Consider the following 22656-nt stretch of genomic DNA (forward strand, 5'->3'; position numbering starts at 1 on the left):
CAGGCGCGGTGCCGTGGGTCAGCCCGCACCGGTCGCCGTCCGCTGCCCGGCGGCGGTATCGGGGGCGAGGTCGCGGCCGCCCACCAGCGAGATCTCCGGCTCGTGCCGGGGCAGCCAGCCGGCCCAGGTGGGGAACCAGCGCATCAAGTGGAACACGCAGTAGCTGCGCACGAGGCGCAGGCCTTCCCAGCGGCCCTTCGGTTCGGGCTTCACCTGCTTGCAGCTGTTTTCCATCAGGTGCGACAGACGCTGGTAGAGCTGCGCATTGAAAGCAGCGTCGCGGATGATGACGTTGGCCTCCAGGTTGAGCGACAGGCTCAAGGGATCGAGGTTGCTGGAACCCACCGTGGACCATTCGCCATCCACCAGCGCCACCTTGCCATGCAGCGGCCGGTCGCAGTATTCGTAGATGCGCACGCCCGCGCGCAGGAGGTGGTCGTACAGCAGGCCCGCGGCGGTCTTCACGATCGGCATGTCGGGTTGGCCCTGCAGGATGAGCCGCACGTCCACCCCGCGCCGCGCGGCGCGCCTCAGCTCGCGGATGAAGCGGTAGCCGGGGAAGAAATAGGCATTGGCGATCACCACGCGCTCGCGCGCCGAGCGCAGTGCGATGCGGTAGTGGCGTTCGATGTCGTTGGTGTGAAAGTGGTTGTCGCGGGTCACGAACAGCGCTTGCGCGGGGCCTGCCGGAGGCAGCGGGGCCGTGGCATGCGGCCGGGGGCGCCGCTCCCAGCGGCGGCGGCGCTGCTTCAGCGGCAGCACGGCCTCCTGCACGAAGGCGTGTATCTGCGCCACCAGCGGGCCGCGCACCTGCACGGAATAGTCCTGCTTGGCCTCGGGGCCGAAATCGGCGACATGATCGGCCGAATAGTTGATCCCGCCGATGAAGGCGTGTTCGCCGTCCACCACCACGATCTTGCGGTGCATGCGGCGCAGCACGTTGAGCCGCTGTCCGAAGAGCTGGCGGCCCGGGTCGAAGATGCGGAAATGCACGCCTGCCTCGACCAGTTCGCCGACGAAGCGCTGGGAGAGGTCGGGCGAGCCGAAGCCGTCCACCAGCACATGCACGCGCGCGCCGCGGCGTGCGGCCTCCAGCAGGGCGGCATGCAGCTGCAGTCCGATCTTGTCCTCGAACAGGATGAAGGTTTCCAGCCAGACCTCGCGCTGCGCGGTGCGGATGGAATCGAACACCCGGGGAAAGAACTCCTCGCCGTTTTCCAGCAGTTCGAAGTCGTTGTCTTCAACCCAACGGCTGCTGGCCTGGCGGCGGGCGGTGGTGGAGGCGGTGCGGCCAAGGCTCATAGTGCGATCTCCGCAGCAAGGGGGGCATGGTCGGACAGGCGGCTCCAGGGCAGACGTGGCAGCTGCACGGGCGTGAGCACGGCCGCGTTGCGAACGTAGATGCGGTCGAGCTGCAGCACCGGCAGCGATGCGGGGAAGGTGCGCCGCGCCTTGCCGCCGCCCTGCATGAAGACTTCCTGCAGCCCGGCTCCATCGCGCAGCACTTCATGCGCGCGGCCCCGCCAGTCGTTGAAGTCGCCGGCCAACACCACTGGCTCGGCCGGATCAAAGGTGTTCACCAGGTCGCAGATGCGGCGCAGTTGCCGCTGGCGGTGCGCCTCCTGCAGGCCCAGGTGAACGCAGATGGCATGCACCGGCAGCGCACTGCCGGGCGGCTGCAGCACGCAATGCAGCATGCCGCGGCGCTCTGGACCGGTCACCGAGATATCGTGGTTCTCGTAATGCACGATGGGGAACTTGGACAGCAGCGCGTTGCCGTGGTGGCCGTTGTCGTACACCGCGTTGCGGCCGTAGGCATGCTGGTTCCAGATCGTGTCAGCCAGGAATTCGTAGTGCGGCTCCTGGGGAAAGTTTTCCACGCGTCCCGCGTGCTTCTGGTGGTTACCCAGCACCTCCTGCAAGAACACCAGGTCGGCCGACACGTCGCGCACGGCGTCGCGCAATTCGTGCAGCATGAAGCGGCGGTTGAAAGTGGTGAAGCCCTTGTGGACGTTCACGGTCAGCACCTTGAACGACGCCGTGGGCTGTGGGGTGGCTGTTTCCATCGGGTCGGATCGCAAAGAAAAGGCACGGCCTGCGCGCCGGTATGGCGGGCTGTGGGCCATGCCTTCCGATTGTTCCGAGGCGCTCTGCGGCACCCTGTAGGACGGGTGGCCGATCCCGTGACGCTGGGTGGCGGCAACCTGGTGTCCGGCCGGGAATACCACGGGGCCGCGCATGGCGGCCCCGTGGCGTGGAGGGCTTGGGGGGGCGTCAGGCCGGCAGGAAGCCGTCCACCGACAGGTAGCGCTCGCCCGTGTCGTAGTTGAAGCCCAGCACGCGCGCGCCTGCCGGCAGCTCGGGCAGCTTCTGCGCGATGGCCGCCAGCGTGGCGCCCGAGGAGATGCCGACCAGCAGGCCCTCTTCGCGCGCGGCGCGTCGGGCGTATTCGCGGGCGGGCTCGGCGTCCACCTGGATCACGCCGTCGAGCAGGGAGGTGTCCAGGTTGGCCGGGATGAAGCCCGCGCCGATGCCCTGGATGGGGTGGGGCGCAGGCTGGCCGCCCGAGATGACGGGCGAGGCGAGCGGCTCCACCGCGAACAGCTTGAGCTGCGGGAATTTGGCCTTGAGCACGCGGCCCACGCCGGTGATGTGGCCGCCCGTGCCCACGCCAGTGATCACCGCATCCAGGCCTTCGGGGAAGTCGGCCAGGATCTCCTGCGCCGTGGTGCGCACGTGGATATCGACGTTGGCAGGGTTCTCGAACTGCTGGGGCACCCAGGCGCCGGGCGTGCTGGCAGCCAGTTCCAGCGCACGGGCGATGGCGCCCTTCATGCCCTTTTCCTTGGGCGTGAGGTCGAACGTGGCGCCGTAGGCCAGCATCAGGCGGCGGCGCTCGATGCTCATGCTCTCGGGCATCACCAGCACCAGCTTGTAGCCCTTGACGGCGGCGACCAGCGCCAGGCCGATGCCGGTGTTGCCCGAGGTGGGCTCGATGATGGTGCCGCCGGGCTTGAGCGCGCCGCTGCGCTCGGCGTCTTCCACCATCGCCAGCGCGATGCGGTCCTTGATCGAGCCGCCGGGGTTGCTGCGTTCCGACTTCACCCACACGTTGGCGCCAGCGCCGAACAGGCGGTTGATGCGCACATGGGGCGTGTTGCCGATGGTTTGCAGGATGTTCTGTACGGGCATGGCATCTCCGGGAGTTGGGTGGGACGAAAAGAGAGAGGAACGAACGGGGTTCCGGGGCATTGTGGTGCAGTCCTCCTGCCTTGCAGCAATAAGGTTATGCCGCGTCACCCGGTGGGATAATGCACGCCGTGAAGCACGCCAGACCGCCGCTGGTGCCATCGGGGAAACCTGGCACTGGAGGAACGTCCGGACTGCACAGGACAGCGTAGCAGCTAACGGCTGCCCACCGTGAGGTGAGGATCAGAGCAACAGAGACGAGTCCGAGTGGATGCCCGCTTCGGAGTGTTCTGTGAGGCGCCAGCGCAAGCTGGCGAGAGGACAGCGAGAGCTGTCCGAACCCGGCGTAAGCCGGGTCCGAACAGCCACCCCGAGCGGACAAAGTCCGCTCGGGGTGAAACGGGCAATCTCTACGCGCAGCAATACCAAGTAGGCCAGCGTTGATGTGGTTCCGCAGAGCTGGCGGGTAGGTAGCACCGAGCCGTGGCGGCGACGCCCGGCCCAGATTAATGGCGGTCACGTTCGGGCAACCGAGCGCACAGAATCCGGCTTATCGGCGCGCTTCACACTTTCTTCCCCGAAGACGGCAGGCTCCAGGGGCCTGCCGTTTTCCACCGCATCCCCCGTCCCCCCTAAAAAACCGCGTGCGTCAGCCTTCTTCGCTGCCGCCCGGCTTGCGCCGTGCGCGCGGGTGGGCCGCGTCGTACACCTTGGCCAGGTGCTGGAAGTCAAGCCGCGTATAGACCTGGGTGGTGGTGATGTTGGCGTGGCCCAGCAGCTCCTGCACCGCGCGCAGGTCGCCGCTGGACTGCAGCAGGTGGCTGGCGAACGAGTGGCGCAGCATGTGCGGATGCACGGGCGTGGTGAGGCCCGCCTGCTGGCTGCGCTGGCGCAGCCGCAGCCAGACCGACTGCGCCGTGAGCCGCGCTCCGCGCTGGCCCACGAAAAGCGCCACATCCAGCCGGGGCGATGCGTCGCCGCCGAAGGGCTGGGCGCGCTGCTCCAGCCAGGCCTGCAGCGCGGCCAGCGCGGCGCGGCCCACCGGCACGCTGCGGCGCTTGGAGCCCTTGCCGAAGACATGCGCCTCGCCCGCCTGCAGGTCGATCCAGCCGCGTCCCTGGCGCTGCGTGTCGGGGCCGGGCACGGCGTCCAGGCCCACCAGTTCGCCCACGCGCAGGCCGCAGCCGTAGAGCAGCTCGACCATGGCGGCGTCGCGCGCTTCCAGCCACGGGTCGGCGCCCGCATGCTCGTGTTCGGCCAGGCGCACGGCATCGTCCACCGGCAGCGCCTTCGGGAGCGGCTTGGGGGCCTTGGGCGCGCGCACGTCCAGCACCGGGTTGTGCGGCACCAGGCCCTGGCGCGCGGCCCAGGCGTAGAAGCCGCGCCAGCCCGAGAGGATGAGCGCGATGCCGCGCCCGCTGCGGCCGCCCGAATGCATCTGCGCGACGAAGCGGCGGATGTGGCCGCTGCTCAGCTGCAGCAGGGGCAGGCCGGTGGGTTCGGCCAGCCGCACCAGGCGTTCGAGATCGAGCGTGTAGAGCGTGAGCGTGCGGGCCGCGAGGCGCTTTTCGACGCGCACGTGCTCCAGGTAGCGCAGCGCCTCGGGCGGCAGCGGCGGTGGGGATGGGGGTGGCGATGCCGCAGGCGTGCCGGCGTCGCCGCTCGTCGCCGCCGCGTTCGCCATGGCTTCAGCGCAGGCGCGAGAGCGCCGCGCTCGCCAGCTCTGCGATGCGCGCGAGGAAGTCCGTGCCCATGTCGGCCTGGAAGCGCTGGGCATCGGGCGAGCCCAGCACCAGCAGGCCGAAGGCGGGGGCGGAGCCGTCCACCGCGCCCTCACGCAGCGGCAGCAGGGCCAGCGACTGCACCTGGTAGGCCTGGTGCAGCCAGGCCGTGGGCTCGAAGCCCAGGTTGGCGCCGCAGAACGGGGCGGTGAGCGACGAGGCGAAGGCGCGGGCATCGTCGCTCGCACCCTGGGTGAAGGCGGCGCCCTGGAAGGGCGCGGCCACGTCCCATACGCGCAACGCGGCCTGGGGCACGTCGAACAGGCGCTGCAGGCCGCCGGTGACGGCAGCGGGCAGGTCCTGCGCCTGGGGCACGGCGGCCAGCTCGCACGACCATGTATGGATCTTCTGCGCGATGCCGGTGTTCTCGCTGCCGTTGCGGATGATCTCCATCACGCGCTGTTCCAGGCCCTTGATCTTCTCGCGCAGCATCTCGGCCTGGCGTTCCTGCAGGCTCACGGTGCGTTGGCTGTGCGGGCTGGTGAAGGTGACGCTGGCCAGCACCTCGGCATGGCGCTCGAAGAAGCCGGGCGTGTTGAGCAGGAATTCGGCGATGTCTTCCTCGGTGATGGGCGGCACGGAAGAGGAGGCGGGGGACGTGGGCTGGTGTGGGGTCATGGTGTGTCGGGAATCTCGATCTGGCCTTCGAAGACGGTGGTGGCCGGGCCGGTCATGAAGACCGCGTCCTCGGCGCCGCCGGCCCAGGCGATGGTGAGCAGGCCGCCGCGCGTGTGGACGTCCACCCGCGCATCGAGCAGCCCCAGGCGGATGCCCGTGGCCACGGCGGCGCAGGCGCCCGAGCCGCAGGCCAGCGTCTCGCCGGAGCCGCGCTCGAAGACGCGCAGGCGCACTTCGCTGCGGTTCAGGATCTGCAGGAAGCCGGCGTTCACGCGTTGCGGGAAGCGCGCATGGCATTCGATCAGCGGGCCGGTGGCGGCGACGGGCGCGGTGTCCACGTCGTCCACCAGCTGCACCGCGTGCGGGTTGCCCATGGAGGCGATTGCTATCAAAACGGGAGCTGCATGCCCAGGCGCGTCGAGCGCGATCGGCCATTGTTCGCCCTGGCCGCGCGGCACGGGCTGCAGGCCGGCAGCATCGAACGGCACCTCGGCCGGCGCGAAGCGCGGGCGGCCCATATCCACCGTCACGCGGCCATCGGGGGTGAGTTGCGGGGCGATCACGCCCTTCATGGTCTGCACGCGCAGCAGGTCCTTGCCGGTCAGGCCCTTGTCGCGCACGTAGCGGGCGAAGCAGCGCGCGCCGTTGCCGCACTGCTCCACCTCGCCGCCGTCGGCGTTGTGGATCACGTATTCGAAGTCGATGCCCTCGGCCGGCGACGGGCGCACGGTGAGGATCTGGTCGGCGCCCACGCCGAAGTGGCGGTCGGCCAGGAAGCGGTACTGCGCGGGCGTGAGGCCCAGGCGGCCTTGCGTCTCGTCGAGCACGACGAAGTCGTTGCCCGCGCCCTGCATCTTGGTGAAGCGGATGTGCATGGCCGAATTATCCTCGCTCCCCCTGGCCGGTGCCCGGCCGACCGGGTATTGCGATGGGCGCCTGCATCCTCCGCTGCGTGACGCCTGGCAGATGGCCCACACGTTCTTACCTACACTGGCGCCCCCGGCTGCCGCCTTTCGTCACCCCGCCATGCTCGCTGCTTCCCACGTCGCCATCTGGGCCATCGCCGCCGCCGCCACCGCCGGCGTATTGGCCCGGCCCTTCAGACTGCCCGAGGCCCTCTGGGCCGTGGCCGGCGCGGCGCTGGTCGCCCTGTTCGGCCTGCTGCCGATGCACGAGGTCCTGGCCGCCGTCGCCAAGGGCAACGACGTCTATCTCTTCCTCATCGGCATGATGCTGCTGTCCGAGACGGCGCGGCGCGAGGGCCTCTTCGACTGGGTCGCGAGCCACGCCGTCAACTGGGCCGGCGGCTCCCAGATGCGGCTCTTCACGTTGATCTATGCCATCGGCGCGGTCATCACCACCTTTCTGTCCAACGACGCGACGGCCGTGGTGCTGACGCCGGCCGTCTTCGCCGCGGCCCGCAAGGCCCGCACGCCGGCCCTGCCGTATCTCTTCATCTGCGCCTTCATCGCCAATGCGGCGAGCTTCGTGCTGCCCATCTCCAACCCTGCCAACCTGGTGATGTACGGGGCGCACGTGCCCTCGCTGCTGCCCTGGATCAAGAGCTTCGGCCTGCCCTCGCTGCTGGCCATCGCGGCCACCTATGTCGGCCTGCGCCTGGCCCTGCGCGGCGAGCTCGCCGGCCGGTGCGAGCCGCGCGTCGAGGTCTCGCCCCTGCATGCCGGCGGCATGACGGCGCTGGGCGCGCTGGTCGTCACGGCCATCGTGCTGATGACGGTGTCGGCCAAGGGCATCGAGCTGGGCCTGCCGACCTGCATCATGGGCGTGCTGACCACGGCCGTGGTGCTGCTGCGCGACAAGGCCAATCCCTGGCCCGTGGTCAAGGAAGTCTCCTGGAGCGTGCTGCCCCTCGTTGCCGGCCTCTTCGTGCTGGTCGAGGCGCTGCACCAGACGGGCGTGATCGGCGCCCTGGCCGGCTGGCTCACCAGCGGCGTGCAGGCGAACGCCGCCGGCACGGCGGCGGCGGCCAGCGCCGTGGTGGCCGTGGGCTCCAACGTGGTCAACAACCTGCCGGCCGGCCTGGTCGCCAGCACCGTGCTGCAGCAGGCCACGCCGCCGCAGCTGGTGGTGGACGCCATGCTGATCGGCGTGGACCTGGGGCCCAACCTGTCGATCACCGGCTCGCTGGCGACCATCCTGTGGCTGTCGGCGCTGCGGCGCGAGGGCGCCGATGTCGGCTTCCTGCGCTTCCTCAAGCTGGGCGTGCTGGTGATGCCGCCGGCGCTGATCCTGGCCGTGGGCGCGCGGCTGCTCATCGGCTGAGCGCGGCGCCTGGCGCCTGCGATTCTTGCGGGGCAGGGCAGGGGTGAAGCGCAGGCGACCCCCGCGCTGCCGCCCGGCTGCCCATAATCCCCCAATGCCCCGCTCCAGCCAACAACTCCACCCCCACCGCGAGCCCGTCGCCACGCGGGCCGCCGCCACCGTGCTGCTGCTGCGCGATGCGCCCGAGCCCGGCGGCGATGGCTGTGTGCTCGAAGTGCTGATGACGCGCCGCTCGCCGCATGCCAGCTTCGCGCCCGGGGCCTACGTCTTTCCCGGCGGCGCCATCGACGCGCTGGATGCCGCGCCCGCCACCCATGCGGCCGCGCAGCGCCGGCCCGGGCAGAGCGATCTGCGGCTCACGCAGGCCATCGCCGCCATCCGCGAAAGCTTCGAAGAGCTGGGTGTGCTGCTGGCCCGCCATGCCGACGGACGCTTCGCCGATGCCGCCGACATCGCCGCGCTGGACCGCGCCGCGCCCTTCGCCCCGCAGTGCCAGGCACGCGGCCTCGCGCTGGCGGCCGATGCCGTCTTCGTGCTGGCGCACTGGACGGCCGACCGCGACCTGCCCAAGCGCTTCGACGTGCCGTTTCTCGTCGCCCGCATGCCCGAGGGGCAGGAGCCGGTGGCCGATGAATCCGAGCAGTTCGAGCCCGTCTGGGTGCGCCCGGCCGACGCGCTGGCGCGGCATGCGGCGGGGCAGTTCTTCATGATCTTCCCCACCGTGCGCACGCTGGAGCGGCTGGCCGCCTTCGGCAGCGCCGGCGCCGTGCTGGAAGCCGTCGCGCAGCAGCAGGACGAGGCGCCGCTCTGGTCCAGCTGCCCGCGCAGCGGCCTGCTCGCCGGACAGGAGGCGCGCTACATGGAGCACGAGCCGCCCTTCGGCGAGCTGGCCCTGGTCTGCCCCGACGGCCAGATGCTGCACGTGCTGGACTGGCAGACCGAGCGGCCGGTGCCTCTGCTGAAGAACGTGCAGCGCCTGACTGCGCCCAACCCCGGCGTGATGACCGGCCCCGGCACCAACAGCTACCTGGTGGGCGACCCGGACACGGGCTACATCGCCATCGACCCCGGCCCGGAGGACGAAGAGCACCTGGAGCGCCTCTGGCGCGCCGCGGGCGGCGACATCCGCGCGATCGTCTGCACGCATTCGCACCCCGACCATTCCCCGGGCGCCGCGCCGCTCGCGGCCCGCGTGGCCGCGCACGGCCGGCCGCGCCCGCCGGTGCTGGGCCTGCCCTCGGCGCCCACGGCCCGCGCCGCGAGCCGCTTCACGCCCGACCGGGCGCTATCGAATGGAGAGCTGCTCACGCTCGCCCCTTCTGCGCCATCGCCGGAAAACACCCATACACTGGAGGCGATCCACACGCCCGGCCATGCGGCCAACCATGTCTGCCTGCTGCTGCGCGAAGACGGCCTGCTCTTCAGCGGCGACCACATCCTGAACGGCAGCACCACGGTGGTGGACCCGCCCGATGGCAACATGGCCGACTACCTCGATTCGCTGGACCGGCTGGACACCCTGTGCGCGCTGCATGGCGCCGACTTCATCCTGCCCGCGCACGGCTACGTGCTGGGCGATGCGCGCGGCGCCATCGCCCGCCTGAAGGCCCACCGGCTGGCGCGCGAGGCCAAGGTGCTGGCCGCCATGCAGGCGCTGCCCCAGGGCAGCACGCACGACTGGGTGCGCCACGCCTACGGCGACGTGCCCGAGCGGCTCTGGCCGGTGGCCGAACGCTCGCTGCTGGCGCATGTCGAGCGCATCCGGGCGATGGAGCCCGGCAATTTCTGAACTGGAAGACCTTCTTGCAACCGAACTCCCTCACCCCACCGCCCGCCCATGTGCGCCTGGCCAAGCGCCTGGCCGAACAGCTGAGCTGCTCGCGCACCACGGCCGAGCAATACATCGAAGGCGGCTGGGTCAGCGTCGATGGCCGCGTGGTCGAGGCGCCCGGCGCCCGCGTCTCGCCCGGCCAGACCGTGGCGCTCTCGCCCGACGCCAACCTGATGGAGCTGACCCCCGTCACCCTGCTGCTGCACAAGCCCGCCGGCTACGAGGCCGGGCTGGGCGGCGCGGCGCAGGCCCCTGCGGGCCCGGGCTCCGGCCACCAGAGCCACGGCAGCCGCAGCCAGGGCGCCCCCCAGGCCGTCACGCTGCTGCGCGCCGACACCCATGCCGCCGAGGACGCGAGCGGCGTGCGCGTGCTGCAGCGCCACTTCCGCCTGCTCGAGTGCTTCACGCCGCTGCCCACCGAAGCCAGCGGCCTCGTCGTCTATACGCAGGACCGCCGCGTGGCGCGCAAGCTGGCCGAAGACATTGAGTCGCTGGAGCAGGAATGCATCGTCACCGTGTCGGGCCAGATCGCCGAGCGCGGGCTGGAGCGCCTGTGCCACGGCCTCTCGTTCAACGGCCGGCCGCTGCCGCCCATCAAGGTCAGCTGGCAGAACGAGAACCGCCTGCGCTTCGCCCTCAAGGGCATCCGCCCGGGGCAGATCCCGTCGATGTGCGAGGCGGTGGGGCTGCGCGTGGAGGCCATCAAGCGCATCCGCATCGGCCGCGTGCCGCTGGCGAAGGTGCCGGAAGGGGCGTGGCGGTTCCTGCAGGGGTGGGAGCGGTTCTGAGGCTCCAGTTGGTGCATGCGCAAAGCTCGATTGGGGGAAGTTGCAGGTCCGCGGGAAATTCATCCGCCCGTCATTCATCCTGACTTGCAAACTCCCTCTGCGGGCTTTGCCACTGGCCCCGCAAAGCGGCAGCTTGGGGCCGTGAGCAGCAGTCCAGCTAGAACCTCTAAAGCCGTCATTCAGCCATGATGGCCAGAAAACCTTCGATTTCCAGCTGCCCCATGTCTCGTGGATGCCGCAAGCCTTGCCATTTCACGAACATGCGCACCCATTGAACGTAGGCACTGCTCGGTGCGCAGGCTATAGTGTTTTTAACGAATCCGCTCACGGCCCTGGTCCAGCAACCGTGTGGCGCGCAGCACAGGAGGGGGGGCGGGTTCCATGGCTGAATTTAGTACTGTATTTTTATGCAGTAAACGCGCCGCCAAGCTAGGCTACAAGCCCCTTTCCGCGTTTTTCTCGCACCAATTTAGACCGCAAGCGCCAGATATGGCCGGCGGTTTGGTGCGGTCTACATTACGTTATGCCTCACAAGAGAGATCCGAATGTCTGCTCCAGATTCCAGCGATGCCAAAGTCCAAGCGGTCATCACATACTTCAAGAAGGTTGACTCCGGGGATGAAAGTTATCTTGATCTTTTCGATGAATCGGTAAAGTTCTTTTTTCCAAAATTCGGCACGACTCAAGGCAAGGACTCTCTGATTGAATTTGGCGAGAGAATTGGCTCGTCACTTGGCAGCATCTGGCACGACATTGCCAATTTCAACATCATCGTATCTGGTCAGACCGTTGTGGTTGAGGGGCAAGAGGGCGGCACCATGAAAGATGGAACCGTATGGCCTGACAAGCAGATATCGCAAGGTCGATTTTGCAGCGTGTTCGAGTTCTCTGGCAAGCTGATAACCAGAATGTACATTTACGTTGACCCAGACTTCCCAAGCAATGACGTGGAGAGAATTTCAGTCCTTCACCGTCCCGCAAGTGAGGCATAACAATTCATTCAAGCCGATGCCGCTTCGCGGCACGGCTTAATTCAGGCGTTGAGCGCCCGCTTTCACCTGCCACCGCCGACTGCTAGTTGCCGATTATGGGAGCCGATCCATTCACAGTTTCTGACCAGATCAGTGAGGCACATCTTCAACGTCAATGACCGATTCACGAGAGTCAGTGTCGTGTGTTGAAGCCAGGCCGGTGAGTTGCAGCCGGTGAAAATCCTTGCAACATCAATGAGGGCCCGGATTCCGCAACCAGGGGAGCCGGCCTGCGTACCTCCCGTTCAGCCTCAGAACGTCACCCCAGCCACCAGCACCACATTCGCATAAGGCGTGCATTCGCCGGTACGCACCATCACCCGCGCCTGCGCCGTCAGGCGCTTGAAGTCGTCGTGCGGCAGCTGTTCCGGCGTGACCGGCAGCACGCACCAGGCGGGCAGGTCGCCGCCTTCGCGGGCCACGGCTTCGGTGGCGATCACGGCGCGTTCGACCTGCATCTCGGACAGCACGGCGCGCAGCACGTCGGCCACGGCCGGGATGCCGGGCGTGAGGGCCAGGTCGATGCGGTGCGGCCCCGGCGGGATGGGCAGGCCCACGTCGCCGATGACCAGCATGTCGCCATGGCCCAGGCTGGCGATGGCGTGCGAGAGTTCTGCGTGCAGCAGGGCGGTGCGTTTCATGGCAGGGCGGTCCAGGCGGTGGCGGGCGGGCTCTGTAGCACCGCTTCGCGAGTGGGGATGGAGGGCTGCGCGCCAGGCTGGGTCACGCACAGGGCTGCGGCGCGGATGCCGTCGCTCACGGCCTCGTCCAGCGTGTCGCCGCGCGCCAGGGCCACGGCCAGCGCACCGAGGAAGGTGTCGCCCGCGGCGGTGGTGTCCACGGCGCGCACGCGCAGGCCGGGGTGGTGGCGGCAGCCGGCCGCATCGGCGGCCACGGCGCCGGCAGCGCCGAGCGTGACCACCACCTGGGCGGGGCCGCGCGCGCGCAGGGCCTGCGCGGCGGCGGCGGCCTCTTCGGGCGTGGCGACGGGCAGGCCGGTGAGCGCGGCGGCTTCGCCTTCGTTGACGACCAGGGTGTCCACCAGCGGCCAGAGCGCGTCCGGCAGGGGCTGGATGGGCGAGGGGTTGAGCCGCACCGGGCAGGCGGCGGCGCGCGCCTGGTGTGCGGCGGCCAGCACTTCGGCGAGCGGGCATTCGAACTGCAGCACCAGGCCGCCGGCGCCGTGCAGCGCGGCCTGCAGCAGGCCCGAGTCCAGCGTGAAGCGGCCGTTGGCGCCGGGCACCACCACGATGCGGTTCTGGCCGGTCGATTCGACGGTGATGGCGGCCACGCCCGTGGGCTCGGCGGGGTCGGTCAGCACGCCGCCGTGGTCGATGCCGTCGGCGTCCAGCGCGGCGCGCAGGGCGCGGCCGTTGTCGTCGTCGCCCACGCGGCCGAAGAGTGAGACCTGGGCGCCCAGTCGGGCGCAGGCTACGGCCTGGTTGCCGCCCTTGCCGCCGGGCACGAGCCGCAGGCTCTGGGCGAGCACGGTTTCGCCGCCTTGCGGGGCATGTTCGACCTGGAGTACCAGGTCCATGTTGAGGCTGCCGACGACGGCAATGCGGGGCGCGGTCACGCGGTCGTTCATGAAAGGACGGGATTCGTTGTTGTGGTCGGTGTCGGGATGGCCGCTGCGGTGGAGGCCCGCACGCGCAGTTCCGGCTGCAGCATCACCTGGCGCGCAGTCTGCCGGCGGCCTTCGATGCGCTCCATCAGCATGTCCACGGCCAGCGCACCGATGCGCTGCTTGGGCTGGGCCACGGTGGTGAGCGGCGGGCTGGTGAAGGCAGCCAGTTCGATGTCGTCGAAGCCGACGAGCGAGAGCGCCTCGGGCACGCGCAGGCCGCGCTCGTGCGCGGCGCAGAGCGCGCCCATGGCCATGAGGTCGTTGCAGACGAAGACGGCGGTGGGCGGCACGGGGCTGCGCAGCAGTGCGTGCATGGCTTCGTAGCCGCCCTGGCTGGTGAAGTGGCCGTGCCAGAGCAGCGCCTCGCTGCCCGTCAGCACGCTGGCGCCGGCCTCGGCCAGCGCGGCGCGCCAGCCGGCGATGCGCTGTTCGCTCGGCGCCAGACCTTTCTGCCCGCCGATGCAGGCGATGCGCCGGTGGCCCAGCGACAGCAGGTGGCGCGTGGCCAGCAGGCCACCCTGGTGGTGGGCGGTCTCCACCATGTCGCCGGGCTGCTCGCCGATGGCGATTTCGCGGTCCACCAGCACGGTCGGCACGGTCAGCCCGGCCAGCTGCGTGGGCAGGGTGGCGTCGTGGCCGGTGGAGACGACGATCAGTCCGTCGATGCGCCGCTCGGCCAGCACCTGCAGGTAGCTGCCCTGGCGGTGCGGCTCGTCGTTGGTGTTGCAGAGGATGACGTTGTAGCCCGCGCCGAAGGCCCGGTCTTCCACCGCATGCACGATCTCGGCGAAGTAGGGGTTGGAGCTGTTGGGGATCAGCATGCCCAGCGTGCGCGTGTTGTTGCGCTTCAAGCTGCGGGCGATGGCGCTGGGCACGTAGCCCAGCGTGCGGATGGCGTCTTCGACACGGGCGCGCCCCTCGGCGCTGACGTGGCGCGTGCCGTTGAGCACGTGCGACACCGTGGTGACCGACACCTGGGCGTGCTGGGCGACGTCCTTGATCGTGGCCATGGCGGGCGGCTGTGCGTGGCGCGGGGCGGTGCGTCAGGCGGCCGCGCGGCGCTGGCGCAGCGTGTCGATGATGACGGCGGCCACGATCACGCAGCCGGTGATGATGCGCTTGGAAGGCTCGCTCGCGCCGATCTGCGCCAGGCCCGCGCCCAGCACGGCGATGATGAGCACGCCGAAGGCGGTGGTCACGACCGAGCCGCGCCCGCCCATCAGGCTGGTGCCGCCGATCACCACGGCGGCGATCACCTGCAGTTCCATGCCGCTGCCGGCGTTGGGGTCGGCCGCTTCCAGCCGGGCCGACTGCATCAGGCCCGCCAGGCCCGCCAGCAGGCCGGTGACGGCGAAGACGATGATGCGCACCGGGCGCGGGTCCACGCCCGCCAGGCGCATGGCTTCTTCGTTGGTGCCGATGCCCACCACGCTGCGGCCGAACACGGTGCGCGTGAGCACCAGCTGCGCCACCACCACCAGCACGGCGGCGATCAGGAAGGCGACCGAGACGCCGCCCACCATGGGCGCGGCCAGCCAGGAGATGGCGTCGCCCACGTACTGCGTGCGCGAGTCGGTGACCAGGTAGGCGCTGCCGCGCACGGCTTCGAGCATGCCCAGCGACACGATGAAGGACGGCAGCCGCCAGGCGACCGAGACGCCGCCCGTGATGGTGCCGCACACCAGCCCGGTGGCCAGCGCCAGCGCGGCGGCGGCCGGCACGGGCCAGCCCCATTGGAGGATGGCGGCGGCCGAGGTGGCGGCCGACAGCGCCATCACCGAGCCCACCGACAGGTCGATGCCCGCGATGATGAGCACGAAGGTCATGCCCACGGCGACCACGGCCAGCGCCGGGATCTCGTTGGCGATGGTCACGAACGTGTCCACGCTCCAGAAGTATTCGGACATCCAGGAGAACAGCCCGACCATGCCGGCCAGCACGGCGGCCAGGCCCAGGTAGGTGCCCAGCTGGGTGCGCCAGAGCGGCGTGGCGGCGCGCTGCGCGGTGGCGGCTGCGGGGGCGGCGGAAGGAGTGGGCTGGGCGTTCATGCGGAGTCGGATGAAGAAGCGGGAAGAAAAAAGGGGGAGCGGTCAGGCGGCGGAGGCGGCAGCGGCCGCCCGCGGTGCGGCGGCATCGGCGGTGGCCGGCCGGCCTGCGGATTCGGAGAAGGCGGCGGCGAGCAGGGCCTGTTCGGACCACTGGCCGCGCTCGAACACGGCGACCAGGCGGCCGGCGCTCATCACGCCGATGCGGTCGGCCATGGCCATGAGCTCGCGCAGGTCGGACGAGACCATCAGCAGCGCGCGGCCCTCGCTGGCCATGCGGTCCAGCTCGGCGTAGATCTCGGCGCGGGCGCCCACGTCCACGCCGCGGGTGGGCTCGTCGAGCAGCAGCACCTGCACCGGGCGGTGCAGCCAGCGGGCGAACACCACCTTCTGCTGGTTGCCGCCCGACAGCTCGCCCACCGGCTGCTCGCCGCTGGTGCAGCGGATGCGCAGCGTGCGGATGAAGCCCTGCACCAGTTCGTGCTCGCGCACATTGCGCAGCCAGCCGCCGCGCGAGACGGCGGGCAGGTCCGACAGCGTGGCGTTGATGCGGATGGGCTGGCCCAGCAGCAGGCCTTGCGATTTGCGGTCTTCGGTCACCAGGCCCACGCCGGCGGCGATCGCCTGCAGCGGCGAGGCGAAGCCCCGCAGCCAGGTCTTGAATTGTGAATGCGCTACGGTTTTGGTAGCGTGTTGCCCCGGTATTTCAAGGGCTGCAGCCTGGTGGGCCTCAGTATCCAGCGGCGCCAGGGCGATGCTGCCCCGGTCCGCGCGGTCGGCGCCGAAGAGCAGCCGCACCAGCTCGGTCCGGCCGGAGCCGACCAGGCCCGCGATGCCGAAGACCTCGCCGGCGCGCAGCTCCAGGCTCACGTCCTGCACAGCCTGGCCACGGCCGATGCCCTCCACCTGCATCAGCACCGGGCCGGCCTTGCGGCGCGCGCGGTGCTCCAGGTCGTTGACCGAACGGCCCACCATGCGGCGCACCAGGTCGTCTTCCGACAGGCCCGCCATGGGGCTGGTGTCCACCAGCCGGCCGTCGCGCAGCACGGCGGCGCGGTCGGCGATGCGGCGCAGCTCTTCGAGCCGGTGCGACACATAGACGATGGCCACGCCCCGCGCCGTGAGGCGGGCGATCTGCTCGAAGAGGTAGTTGGTCTCGCGTGCGGTGAGCATCGCGGTGGGCTCGTCCAGCACCAGGATGCGCGTGTCGTCCTGCAGGTTGCGGGCGATCTCCACCATCTGCTGCTGGCCGATGCCCAGGCGCGACACCGGCGTGGCCGGGTCGATGGATTCGAGCCCGATCTTGGCCAGCTGCGCGCGCGCTGCGGCGTGCAGTTCGCTGCGGCGCAGCCAGCCGCAGCGGTGGGGCATGCGGCCGAGCAGCAGGTTCTCGGCCACGGTCAGCGTGGGCACCAGGCTCAGCTCCTGCAGCACCATGCGCACGCCCTGGCGTTCGGCCTCCTGGCGCGAGGCGGGCTCGAACGGCTGGCCTGCCAGCCGCATGCCGCCGCGCGTGGCGGGCGTGAGCCCGCACATGATCTTCGAGAGCGTGCTCTTGCCCGCGCCGTTCTCGCCGGTCAGCGCCAGCACCTCGCCCGCGTTCAGGGCCAGCGTCACATCGTTCAGCACCGTGGTGCCGTGATAGTCCTTGCCCACCGCGTCGATGTGCAGGACGGGAGTGCGCAGGGGCGTGCTGCTGAAAGGCTGGGGCATGGCGTGGGATTCGTGCGATGGGAGGGGGCAAAGGCGCCCCCGCTGGACGCGCGGGGGCGGGCTACAGGCTTACTTGCTGCCCTTGGTGACCAGCACCACGTCGGTCTTCACCTCGGCGGGCAGCTGGGCCTGCGGCGTCTTGGCGGACAGGGCCTTCAGGGCCAGTTCGATGCCGAACACGGCCTGCTTGGCGGCGTACTGGTCGGCGGTGGCCAGCACGCGGCCGTCGGCCAGCATGGGCTTGATGGCCTGGATGTTGTCGTAGCCCACCACTTGCACCTTGCCGGTCTTGCCGGCGGCCTTGATGGCGGCGACCACGCCCAGCGCCATGCTGTCGTTGCCGGCCAGCAGGGCCGTGAGGTCGGGGTGCTCGCGCAGCATGCCGGCGGCCACGGTGTTGCCCTTTTCGATTTCCCACTGGCCGGACTGCACGCCGACCACGTTCATGCCGGCGGCCTTCATGGCGTCCTGGTAGCCCAGGGTGCGCTGCTGCGCGTTGAAGGTGGTCGAGACGCCTTCGATGATGCCGACCTTGTCGCCAGCCTTCAGGTGCTTGGCCAGGTAGTCGCCCACCAGCTTGGCGCCGGCACGGTTGTCGGGGCCGACGAAGGGCACGTTGATGTTCTTTTCCTTCAGCGCGGCGGCATCGAGGCGGTTGTCGATGTTCACCACGATCACGCCCTTGTCGATGGCGGCCTTGACGACGGGCACCAGGGCCTTGGAGTCGGCCGGGGCCAGCACGATGGCGGTGGCCTTCTGGGCCACGGCCTGCTCGACCATCTTGATCTGCTCGGCGGTGTCGGTCTCGTTCTTGATGCCGTTGGCCACCAGCGTGTATTCGCCGGCGTGCGCCTTCTGGTGCGCCTTGGCGCCGTCTTCCATGGTGCGGAAGAACTCGTTGGCGAGCGACTTCATCACCAGGGCGACCTTGGGCTTGTCCTGGGCCCAGGCGGGGCTGGCCAGCAGGCTGCCCAGGACGGCGATGGCGGCGGCGGTCTGTACGGAACGGCGGGTAAAGCGCATGTTGTCTCCGATATAGGGAAGAAGGGGGCGGGAACGAGAAAGAGAAACTCTTCCACCGGGCAGGTCGGACCCACAGCGCTCACGCGCGAAAAAAGGCCAGTCCAGCGGATCGAGGCGCGGATATTAACGGGGTAAAACGTTTGCGCAAACGTTTTCGTCTGCGTTTTTGCATGGGGTTATCCCTGTTACCGCTGCGCAGGGGCGGGCGTCTGCGCACTTTGCGCAGCGCTGCATGTACCTCGGATGTAACCCGGTAACTCTGGGGTGGGCGCCGCATTCGGGTGGTCGCTGCGCACGGAGGCTGTAACCAGATCACGTCATGGCTGCGCGGCGGGTTGCGTGTCGCCGCCGCGACGCAGCGCAGCAGAAATGCGGGCCGGCGCAACCGATCTTGCAGGCGGTGCCGTCCAGGGTGCCGCCCCAGGCATGCGTCAGAATGCCCCGCGTACCGCGATGCTTGCCGGGTGGGTCGCGTGCGTTGCAGCACACCGTCGTGCCGATGCGCGGCGGCCGGCAGGCTGTTGCTGAATGAAAGGGCACGAAGCATGACGAATGCGCGCTGGCAGCGCTGGATGGTCTGGAGCTCCCTGCTGTTGACCGTGGCCTGGGTCGCCTGGCAATGGTCCATATCGCCGGTGGCCGCGCTGGCCGGTCCGGCGTTGGCATGGCTGGCCATGCGGCTGCTGATGGCGTTGCAGTTCGTGGCGATGGCCTGGGCCAACCGGGAAGAACCGATGCCCCGGCCCGGTGTGGGGCGGATGGTGCGCGCCTGGTGGACCGAGGCCGGCTGGGCCTCGGTCATCTTCGGCTGGTGGCAGCCCTTTCGCCGAGGCGCCATTCCCGACTGGCTGCCCGGGTGCGCCGCGGGTGGCGAAGATGCGGAATTGGAGGCGACTGCGCCGGCTCCGCGCGGCGTGGTGCTGGTGCACGGCTTCCTGTGCAACCGTGGTTTCTGGACGCCCTGGCTGCCGCTGCTGCGCGCGAGGGGCCATGCCTTCGTGGCGGTGGACCTGGAGCCGCCCTTCGGCTCCATCGACGGCTATGCCGCCCAGATCGACGCCGCCGTGCGCCGCGTGACCGAGGCCACCGGCCGCGCCCCGGTGGTCATCGGCCACAGCATGGGCGGCGTCGCCGCACGCGCCTGGCTGCGCGCCTGCGACGCGGGCCGCGCCGAGGCCTGCGCCCACCGCATCATCACGCTGGGCGCGCCCCATGCCGGCACCTGGCCGGCGCGCTTCAGCCATGCGGTCAATGGCCGCGAGATGGCGCTGGAGGGGCCCTGGGTGCAGGCCCTGCGGCAGGCCGAGCCAGCGGGCCGCGCGGCCCGTTTCACCTGCTTCTATTCCAACTGCGACAACATCGTCTTTCCGGCGCGCGCGGCCACGCTGCCCGGCGCAGACAACCGGCTGGTCGAGGGCGTGGCCCACGTGCAGCTGGCGTTCCATCCCCCGGTGGTGCAGGCCTGTTTGGACTTGCTGAGAGATTGAGGGGCTCTTGCCGGTCTTATAGCTATCCGGCCGGCAGGGCCAGGCCGCTGTCGATCTCGGGCAAGGCCGCCAACTGCGGGTAGAGCGGCGCGAAGTCCGGCGCCGTCATGTCGAAGAGCTGCTGGAAGCTGTCGATCACGAAATAGGTCTGCTGGAAGCTGTCGATCTGGTAGCGCGTGCGCATGGTGCGCTCCAGCTGCAGCGGCAGGCGCTGCGGCAGGGGGCTGCGCACGCTGTAGGGCAGCTCGCCCGCTGAGCTGAGGATGCCCGCGCCGTAGGCCCGCAAGCCCTCGGGTTGGCGAATCAGGCCGAACTCGATCGTGTACCAGTACAGGCGTGAAAGCATCTCGCATGCGCCCAGCGCCTGCGCCTTCAGGCCGCCCTGGCCGTAGCGCTGCACGTAGTCGGCGAACACCGGGTCGAAGAGCAGCGGCACATGGCCGAACAGGTCGTGGAAGAGGTCCGGCTCGACGATGTAGTCGAACTCCCCGCTCGTGCGGATCCAGTCCGTCACCGGGAACTTGCGGTTCGCCAGCAGCGTGAAGAACGGCACTTCGGGGATCAGGCCGGGCACGGCCACGATCTCCCAGCGCGTGGCGCGCCAGAGCCGTTCGTTGATCTCGTCGAAGCGCGGAATGCGGTCCTTGGCGCCCAGCGAGGGGAGGGCGGCGATGAAGACATCGCTCGCCAGCCCGGGCAGCAGCGCCGACTGGCGTGCGTAGAGGCGCCGGTAGGTGTCGTGGTCGGCCTCGCTGTAGGCGCTGAAGTTCTGGTCGCAGGTGTAGTCCGCATGGCAGCGGGCATAGTCCCCGCGCGGCGGACGGCTGGACTGGCCGTACACGGCCGGTGCGGCTCCGGTGGTTCCCATGGCTTGTCTCCTGTGGGCGGTGTGTCGTTCGCTCCCGGCGCCTGCCCGTCTTCGCGGGCATGGCGCTGGGGGCTGGGGCCGTTCAGGCCTTTTCCAGCACGCCCCGGCGCATCTGGTCGAGCTCGATGCTTTCGAACAGCGCCTTGAAGTTGCCATTGCCGAAGCCGTCGTCGCCCTTGCGCTGGATGAACTCGAAGAAGATCGGGCCCAGCTGGTTCTCGCTGAAGATCTGCAGCAGGATGGCGTCCTTCTTGCCGTCGATCAGGATCTGGCGGCGGTGCAGCGCCTCCACGCTCTCGCCGTGGCCGGGAATGCGCTGGTCCACCAGCTCGTAATAGGTGTCGATGGTGTCCAGCAGGCGCACGCCCGAGGCGCGCAGCGCGTCCACCGTGGCGTAGAGGTCGTCCGAGCCCATGGCGATGTGCTGGATGCCCTCGCCGTTGTACTTGTCCAGGTACTCCTGGATCTGGCCGGCCTTTTCCTTGCCCTCTTCGTTGATCGGGATGCGGATCTTTCCGCAGGGGCTGGTCATGGCCTTGCTCTTGACGCCCGTGACCTGGCCTTCGATGTCGAAGTAGCGGATCTCGCGGAAGTTGAAGAGGCGCTCGTAGAAGTCCGCCCATTCGGCCATGCGGCCCCGGTGCACGTTGTGCGTCAGGTGGTCGATGTAGGTCAGGCCGTGGCCCTTGGGGTTCAGCGCCTCTTCGCCGGTCACGCCGGGCAGGGGCTCGAAATCGACGTCGAAGAAGCCGATGTTGCCGATGTCGCCCGGCTGCGCGCCGTTCTTGCCGCGCCACCGGTCCACCAGATAGATCAGGCTGTCGCCGATACCCTTGATGGCGGGAATGTTCAGCTCGCCCGGGCCGGCCTGTCCGGCGTAGCCCCAGGCGCCCTGATTGAGCGCGCGTTCGTAGGCGGCCTTGGCGTCCTGCACGCGGAAGGCGATGGCGCAGACGCTGGGGCCGTGCAGGCGGGCGAAGCGCTGCGCGAAGCTGTCGGGCTCGGCGTTGATGATGAAGTTGATCTGGCCTTGGCGGTAGAGCGTCACGTTCTTGTGGCGGTGGCGCGCCACGGGCTTGAAGCCCATGCCCTCGAAGACCCGGCCCATGGCCTGCGGATCGGGCGCGGCGTATTCGATGAATTCGAAGCCGTCGGTGCCCATGGGGTTCTCCCAGGCAGCAGCGTCCTGGGCGGCGGTCTGGGGCAGGGGGGTGTTCATGCGCTTGTCTCCGTACGTTGTGTTGATGTCGGTCAACGCACTGTAGGCGCAAGGGTGTGGATGTTTTTGGCGAAAGCCGTGCGGTATCGCTGTCTTGACGCAGGAATGCTGCGTTGAGTGGTGGTTTGGCGCTATTGCTGAGCGCCGGCGCGGGCGGCGTTCAGCCGCCTCCCCGCCGGGTGCCGCCTGCGGCGCCGCGCAGGGCCAGGGCGGCGTCCACGCGCAGCCGTTCCTCGGGAGAGAAGAGCTGCTGGCGCAGCTGCTGCAGCGCTGGGCCGTCGCCGTTCGCAGCGCGGGCCTGCTGGTACTGGTCCAGCCGCTGCTGCCACTGGCGTTCTTCCGTGTCGCGCGCGGCCAGCGCCTGGGCGGCGGCCTCGCCGTAGCGGGCGCTGCGCTCGGCATAGCGGGTGGCGTCGTCGGCGTTGCGCGCATCGAGGGCGGCGGTCTGCTGCGCCACGCCCAGCTGCGCGGTGGCCGCTTCGCGCTGGGCGCGCATGGAGGGCGGCAGGGCCTCTTCGGCGGCGCGCAGGGCCTGGGTGCGCTGCTCGGGCGTGAGGTTGCGGTCGGCGTCGATGCCCAGCCGCGCCAGGGTGAGGCGGTCGAGCGCGGCTTCGTCGGCGAAGAGCGCGTCGTATTCGCCGCGGTCGAAGAACTGCTGGCGGACTTGGTCGCGCGCCTGCATCGCATCGCGCACGGCCTTCGCGTCGGACAGGTCCGCCGGCGGCTCGATGCGGGCCAGGGCCGAGCGGTAGTCCACATAGCGCAGGGCGAGGGCCAGGGCGCGTTCGCGCACCTCGGCGCCGAAGTGCTGGTCCACCAGGGCCCGCAGGCGGCGCTTGAGCTCGGCCGGGTCGCGGGTGTCGCCGGCCTGCAGCGCGGCGTTGAGCAGCTCCTCCATGGCGTAGCGCAGGCCGGGGCGCAGCAGGGGGTCGGCCAGGGGGCCATCCTGCTGGCCCGCAGAGGGCGGTGTCATGAATGGGTCGGCGGAGCCGCGGGGTGCGGGCTGCCCGGCCGCGGTGCTCCATGGGGCCTGGGCCGTTGCTCCTGGTGCGCCGCCGCCCGCATCCGGGGAACGGGTGGCCCGCCAGGCGCCCGCGCCCAGCACGAGCGCTGCCAGCAGCGCCAGGGCCATGCGGGTGCGCGGGGCGGCCAT

21 protein-coding genes and 1 other RNA gene are annotated in these 22656 nt (G+C 69.9%); 6 read left to right on the top strand and 16 right to left on the bottom strand.

Annotated elements, in window-relative coordinates; all coding sequences use genetic code 11:
- Positions 1-18: 18 nt before the first annotated feature.
- The 3 genes from clsB to cysK form a co-directional block, all read right to left on the bottom strand.
- A complete protein-coding gene (gene clsB / locus AC3A84_RS19110; RefSeq protein ID WP_487971618.1) occupies positions 19-1302 on the bottom strand; it encodes a cardiolipin synthase ClsB in 1284 nt (427 codons plus the stop codon).
- A complete protein-coding gene (locus tag AC3A84_RS19115) occupies positions 1299-2066 on the bottom strand; it encodes an endonuclease/exonuclease/phosphatase family protein (protein WP_487971620.1) in 768 nt (255 codons plus the stop codon). Before AC3A84_RS19115 ends, clsB begins: the two co-directional genes overlap by 4 nt.
- Positions 2067-2274: 208 nt before the next feature.
- On the bottom strand, positions 2275-3192 hold the full coding sequence (gene cysK / locus AC3A84_RS19120) for a cysteine synthase A (RefSeq protein ID WP_487971621.1): 918 nt from the start codon (positions 3190-3192) through the stop codon (positions 2275-2277).
- A 130-nt stretch (positions 3193-3322) separates the two neighbouring features.
- Here cysK and rnpB point away from each other — a divergent pair.
- Positions 3323-3758: RNase P RNA component class A (gene rnpB, locus AC3A84_RS19125), an RNA gene on the top strand.
- An 80-nt stretch (positions 3759-3838) separates the two neighbouring features.
- On the opposite strand, the gene AC3A84_RS19130 is transcribed toward rnpB, so the two are convergent.
- The 3 genes from AC3A84_RS19130 to dapF are packed head-to-tail and all read right to left on the bottom strand — an operon-like array spanning position 3839 to position 6463.
- Positions 3839-4873 carry a tyrosine-type recombinase/integrase gene (locus AC3A84_RS19130; RefSeq protein ID WP_487971622.1) on the bottom strand — a complete coding sequence of 345 codons (1035 nt, stop codon included), beginning with the start codon at positions 4871-4873 and terminating at the stop codon, positions 3839-3841.
- A 4-nt stretch (positions 4874-4877) separates the two neighbouring features.
- On the bottom strand, positions 4878-5588 hold the full coding sequence (locus tag AC3A84_RS19135; RefSeq protein WP_487971624.1) for a DUF484 family protein: 711 nt from the start codon (positions 5586-5588) through the stop codon (positions 4878-4880).
- Positions 5585-6463 carry a diaminopimelate epimerase gene (gene dapF, locus AC3A84_RS19140; RefSeq protein WP_487971625.1) on the bottom strand — a complete coding sequence of 293 codons (879 nt, stop codon included), beginning with the start codon at positions 6461-6463 and terminating at the stop codon, positions 5585-5587. The genes AC3A84_RS19135 and dapF overlap by 4 nt, the downstream gene beginning before the upstream one ends.
- A gap of 151 nt (positions 6464-6614) precedes the next feature.
- On the opposite strand from dapF, the gene AC3A84_RS19145 reads away from it, so the two are divergent.
- The 3 genes from AC3A84_RS19145 to AC3A84_RS19155 all read left to right on the top strand — a co-directional run bounded on the left by AC3A84_RS19145 (position 6615) and on the right by AC3A84_RS19155 (position 10490).
- The gene (locus AC3A84_RS19145) at positions 6615-7871 is read left to right on the top strand and encodes an arsenic transporter (protein ID WP_487971627.1); all 1257 of its coding nucleotides are present in this window, start codon (positions 6615-6617) and stop codon (positions 7869-7871) included.
- Between the two features lie 94 nt (positions 7872-7965).
- Complete coding sequence (locus AC3A84_RS19150; RefSeq protein WP_487971629.1) at positions 7966-9660, top strand: MBL fold metallo-hydrolase; 1695 nt, start codon at positions 7966-7968, stop codon at positions 9658-9660.
- Positions 9661-9674: 14 nt separating this feature from the next.
- Entirely contained in the window at positions 9675-10490 is an 816-nt protein-coding gene (locus AC3A84_RS19155; protein WP_487971631.1) for an rRNA pseudouridine synthase, read from the top strand.
- Between the two features lie 175 nt (positions 10491-10665).
- Here AC3A84_RS19155 and AC3A84_RS19160 read toward each other — a convergent pair whose 3' ends face one another.
- Positions 10666-10752 carry a hypothetical protein gene (locus tag AC3A84_RS19160; RefSeq protein WP_487971748.1) on the bottom strand — a complete coding sequence of 29 codons (87 nt, stop codon included), beginning with the start codon at positions 10750-10752 and terminating at the stop codon, positions 10666-10668.
- 283 nt (positions 10753-11035) lie between these two features.
- Here AC3A84_RS19160 and AC3A84_RS19165 point away from each other — a divergent pair, with 283 nt between their 5' ends.
- Positions 11036-11482, top strand: a complete 447-nt coding sequence (locus tag AC3A84_RS19165) for a nuclear transport factor 2 family protein (RefSeq protein ID WP_487971633.1) — start codon at positions 11036-11038, stop codon at positions 11480-11482.
- Positions 11483-11772: 290 nt separating this feature from the next.
- Here AC3A84_RS19165 and rbsD read toward each other — a convergent pair whose 3' ends face one another.
- From rbsD to AC3A84_RS19195, 6 genes are all read right to left on the bottom strand, one after another.
- The gene (gene rbsD / locus AC3A84_RS19170) at positions 11773-12162 is read right to left on the bottom strand and encodes a D-ribose pyranase (protein ID WP_487971635.1); all 390 of its coding nucleotides are present in this window, start codon (positions 12160-12162) and stop codon (positions 11773-11775) included.
- On the bottom strand, positions 12159-13109 hold the full coding sequence (gene rbsK / locus AC3A84_RS19175; protein ID WP_487971637.1) for a ribokinase: 951 nt from the start codon (positions 13107-13109) through the stop codon (positions 12159-12161). The genes rbsD and rbsK overlap by 4 nt, the downstream gene beginning before the upstream one ends.
- Entirely contained in the window at positions 13106-14158 is a 1053-nt protein-coding gene (locus AC3A84_RS19180; RefSeq protein ID WP_487971639.1) for a LacI family DNA-binding transcriptional regulator, read from the bottom strand. The genes rbsK and AC3A84_RS19180 overlap by 4 nt, the downstream gene beginning before the upstream one ends.
- Before the next feature lie 33 nt (positions 14159-14191).
- Complete coding sequence (locus AC3A84_RS19185) at positions 14192-15196, bottom strand: ABC transporter permease (protein WP_487971641.1); 1005 nt, start codon at positions 15194-15196, stop codon at positions 14192-14194.
- Between the two features lie 42 nt (positions 15197-15238).
- Entirely contained in the window at positions 15239-16906 is a 1668-nt protein-coding gene (locus tag AC3A84_RS19190) for a sugar ABC transporter ATP-binding protein (protein ID WP_487971643.1), read from the bottom strand.
- Positions 16907-16975: 69 nt separating this feature from the next.
- On the bottom strand, positions 16976-17929 hold the full coding sequence (locus tag AC3A84_RS19195) for a substrate-binding domain-containing protein (RefSeq protein WP_487971644.1): 954 nt from the start codon (positions 17927-17929) through the stop codon (positions 16976-16978).
- Positions 17930-18474: 545 nt separating this feature from the next.
- Between AC3A84_RS19195 and AC3A84_RS19200 the strand changes: the two genes are divergently transcribed.
- Positions 18475-19416 carry an esterase/lipase family protein gene (locus AC3A84_RS19200; RefSeq protein WP_487971646.1) on the top strand — a complete coding sequence of 314 codons (942 nt, stop codon included), beginning with the start codon at positions 18475-18477 and terminating at the stop codon, positions 19414-19416.
- Between the two features lie 22 nt (positions 19417-19438).
- Here AC3A84_RS19200 and phhA read toward each other — a convergent pair whose 3' ends face one another.
- The 3 genes from phhA to AC3A84_RS19215 all read right to left on the bottom strand — a co-directional run bounded on the left by phhA (position 19439) and on the right by AC3A84_RS19215 (position 22656).
- Positions 19439-20284: a phenylalanine 4-monooxygenase gene (gene phhA / locus AC3A84_RS19205; RefSeq protein ID WP_487971647.1), complete on the bottom strand. Its 846-nt coding sequence runs from the start codon at positions 20282-20284 to the stop codon at positions 19439-19441.
- An 82-nt stretch (positions 20285-20366) separates the two neighbouring features.
- Positions 20367-21503 (bottom strand): 4-hydroxyphenylpyruvate dioxygenase, encoded by a 1137-nt coding sequence (hppD, locus tag AC3A84_RS19210; RefSeq protein ID WP_487971649.1) that lies wholly within the window; start codon positions 21501-21503, stop codon positions 20367-20369.
- Between the two features lie 160 nt (positions 21504-21663).
- Positions 21664-22656 (bottom strand): lipase secretion chaperone, encoded by a 993-nt coding sequence (locus tag AC3A84_RS19215; protein WP_487971651.1) that lies wholly within the window; start codon positions 22654-22656, stop codon positions 21664-21666.

The sequence above is a fragment of the Paracidovorax sp. genome, assembly GCF_057642795.1.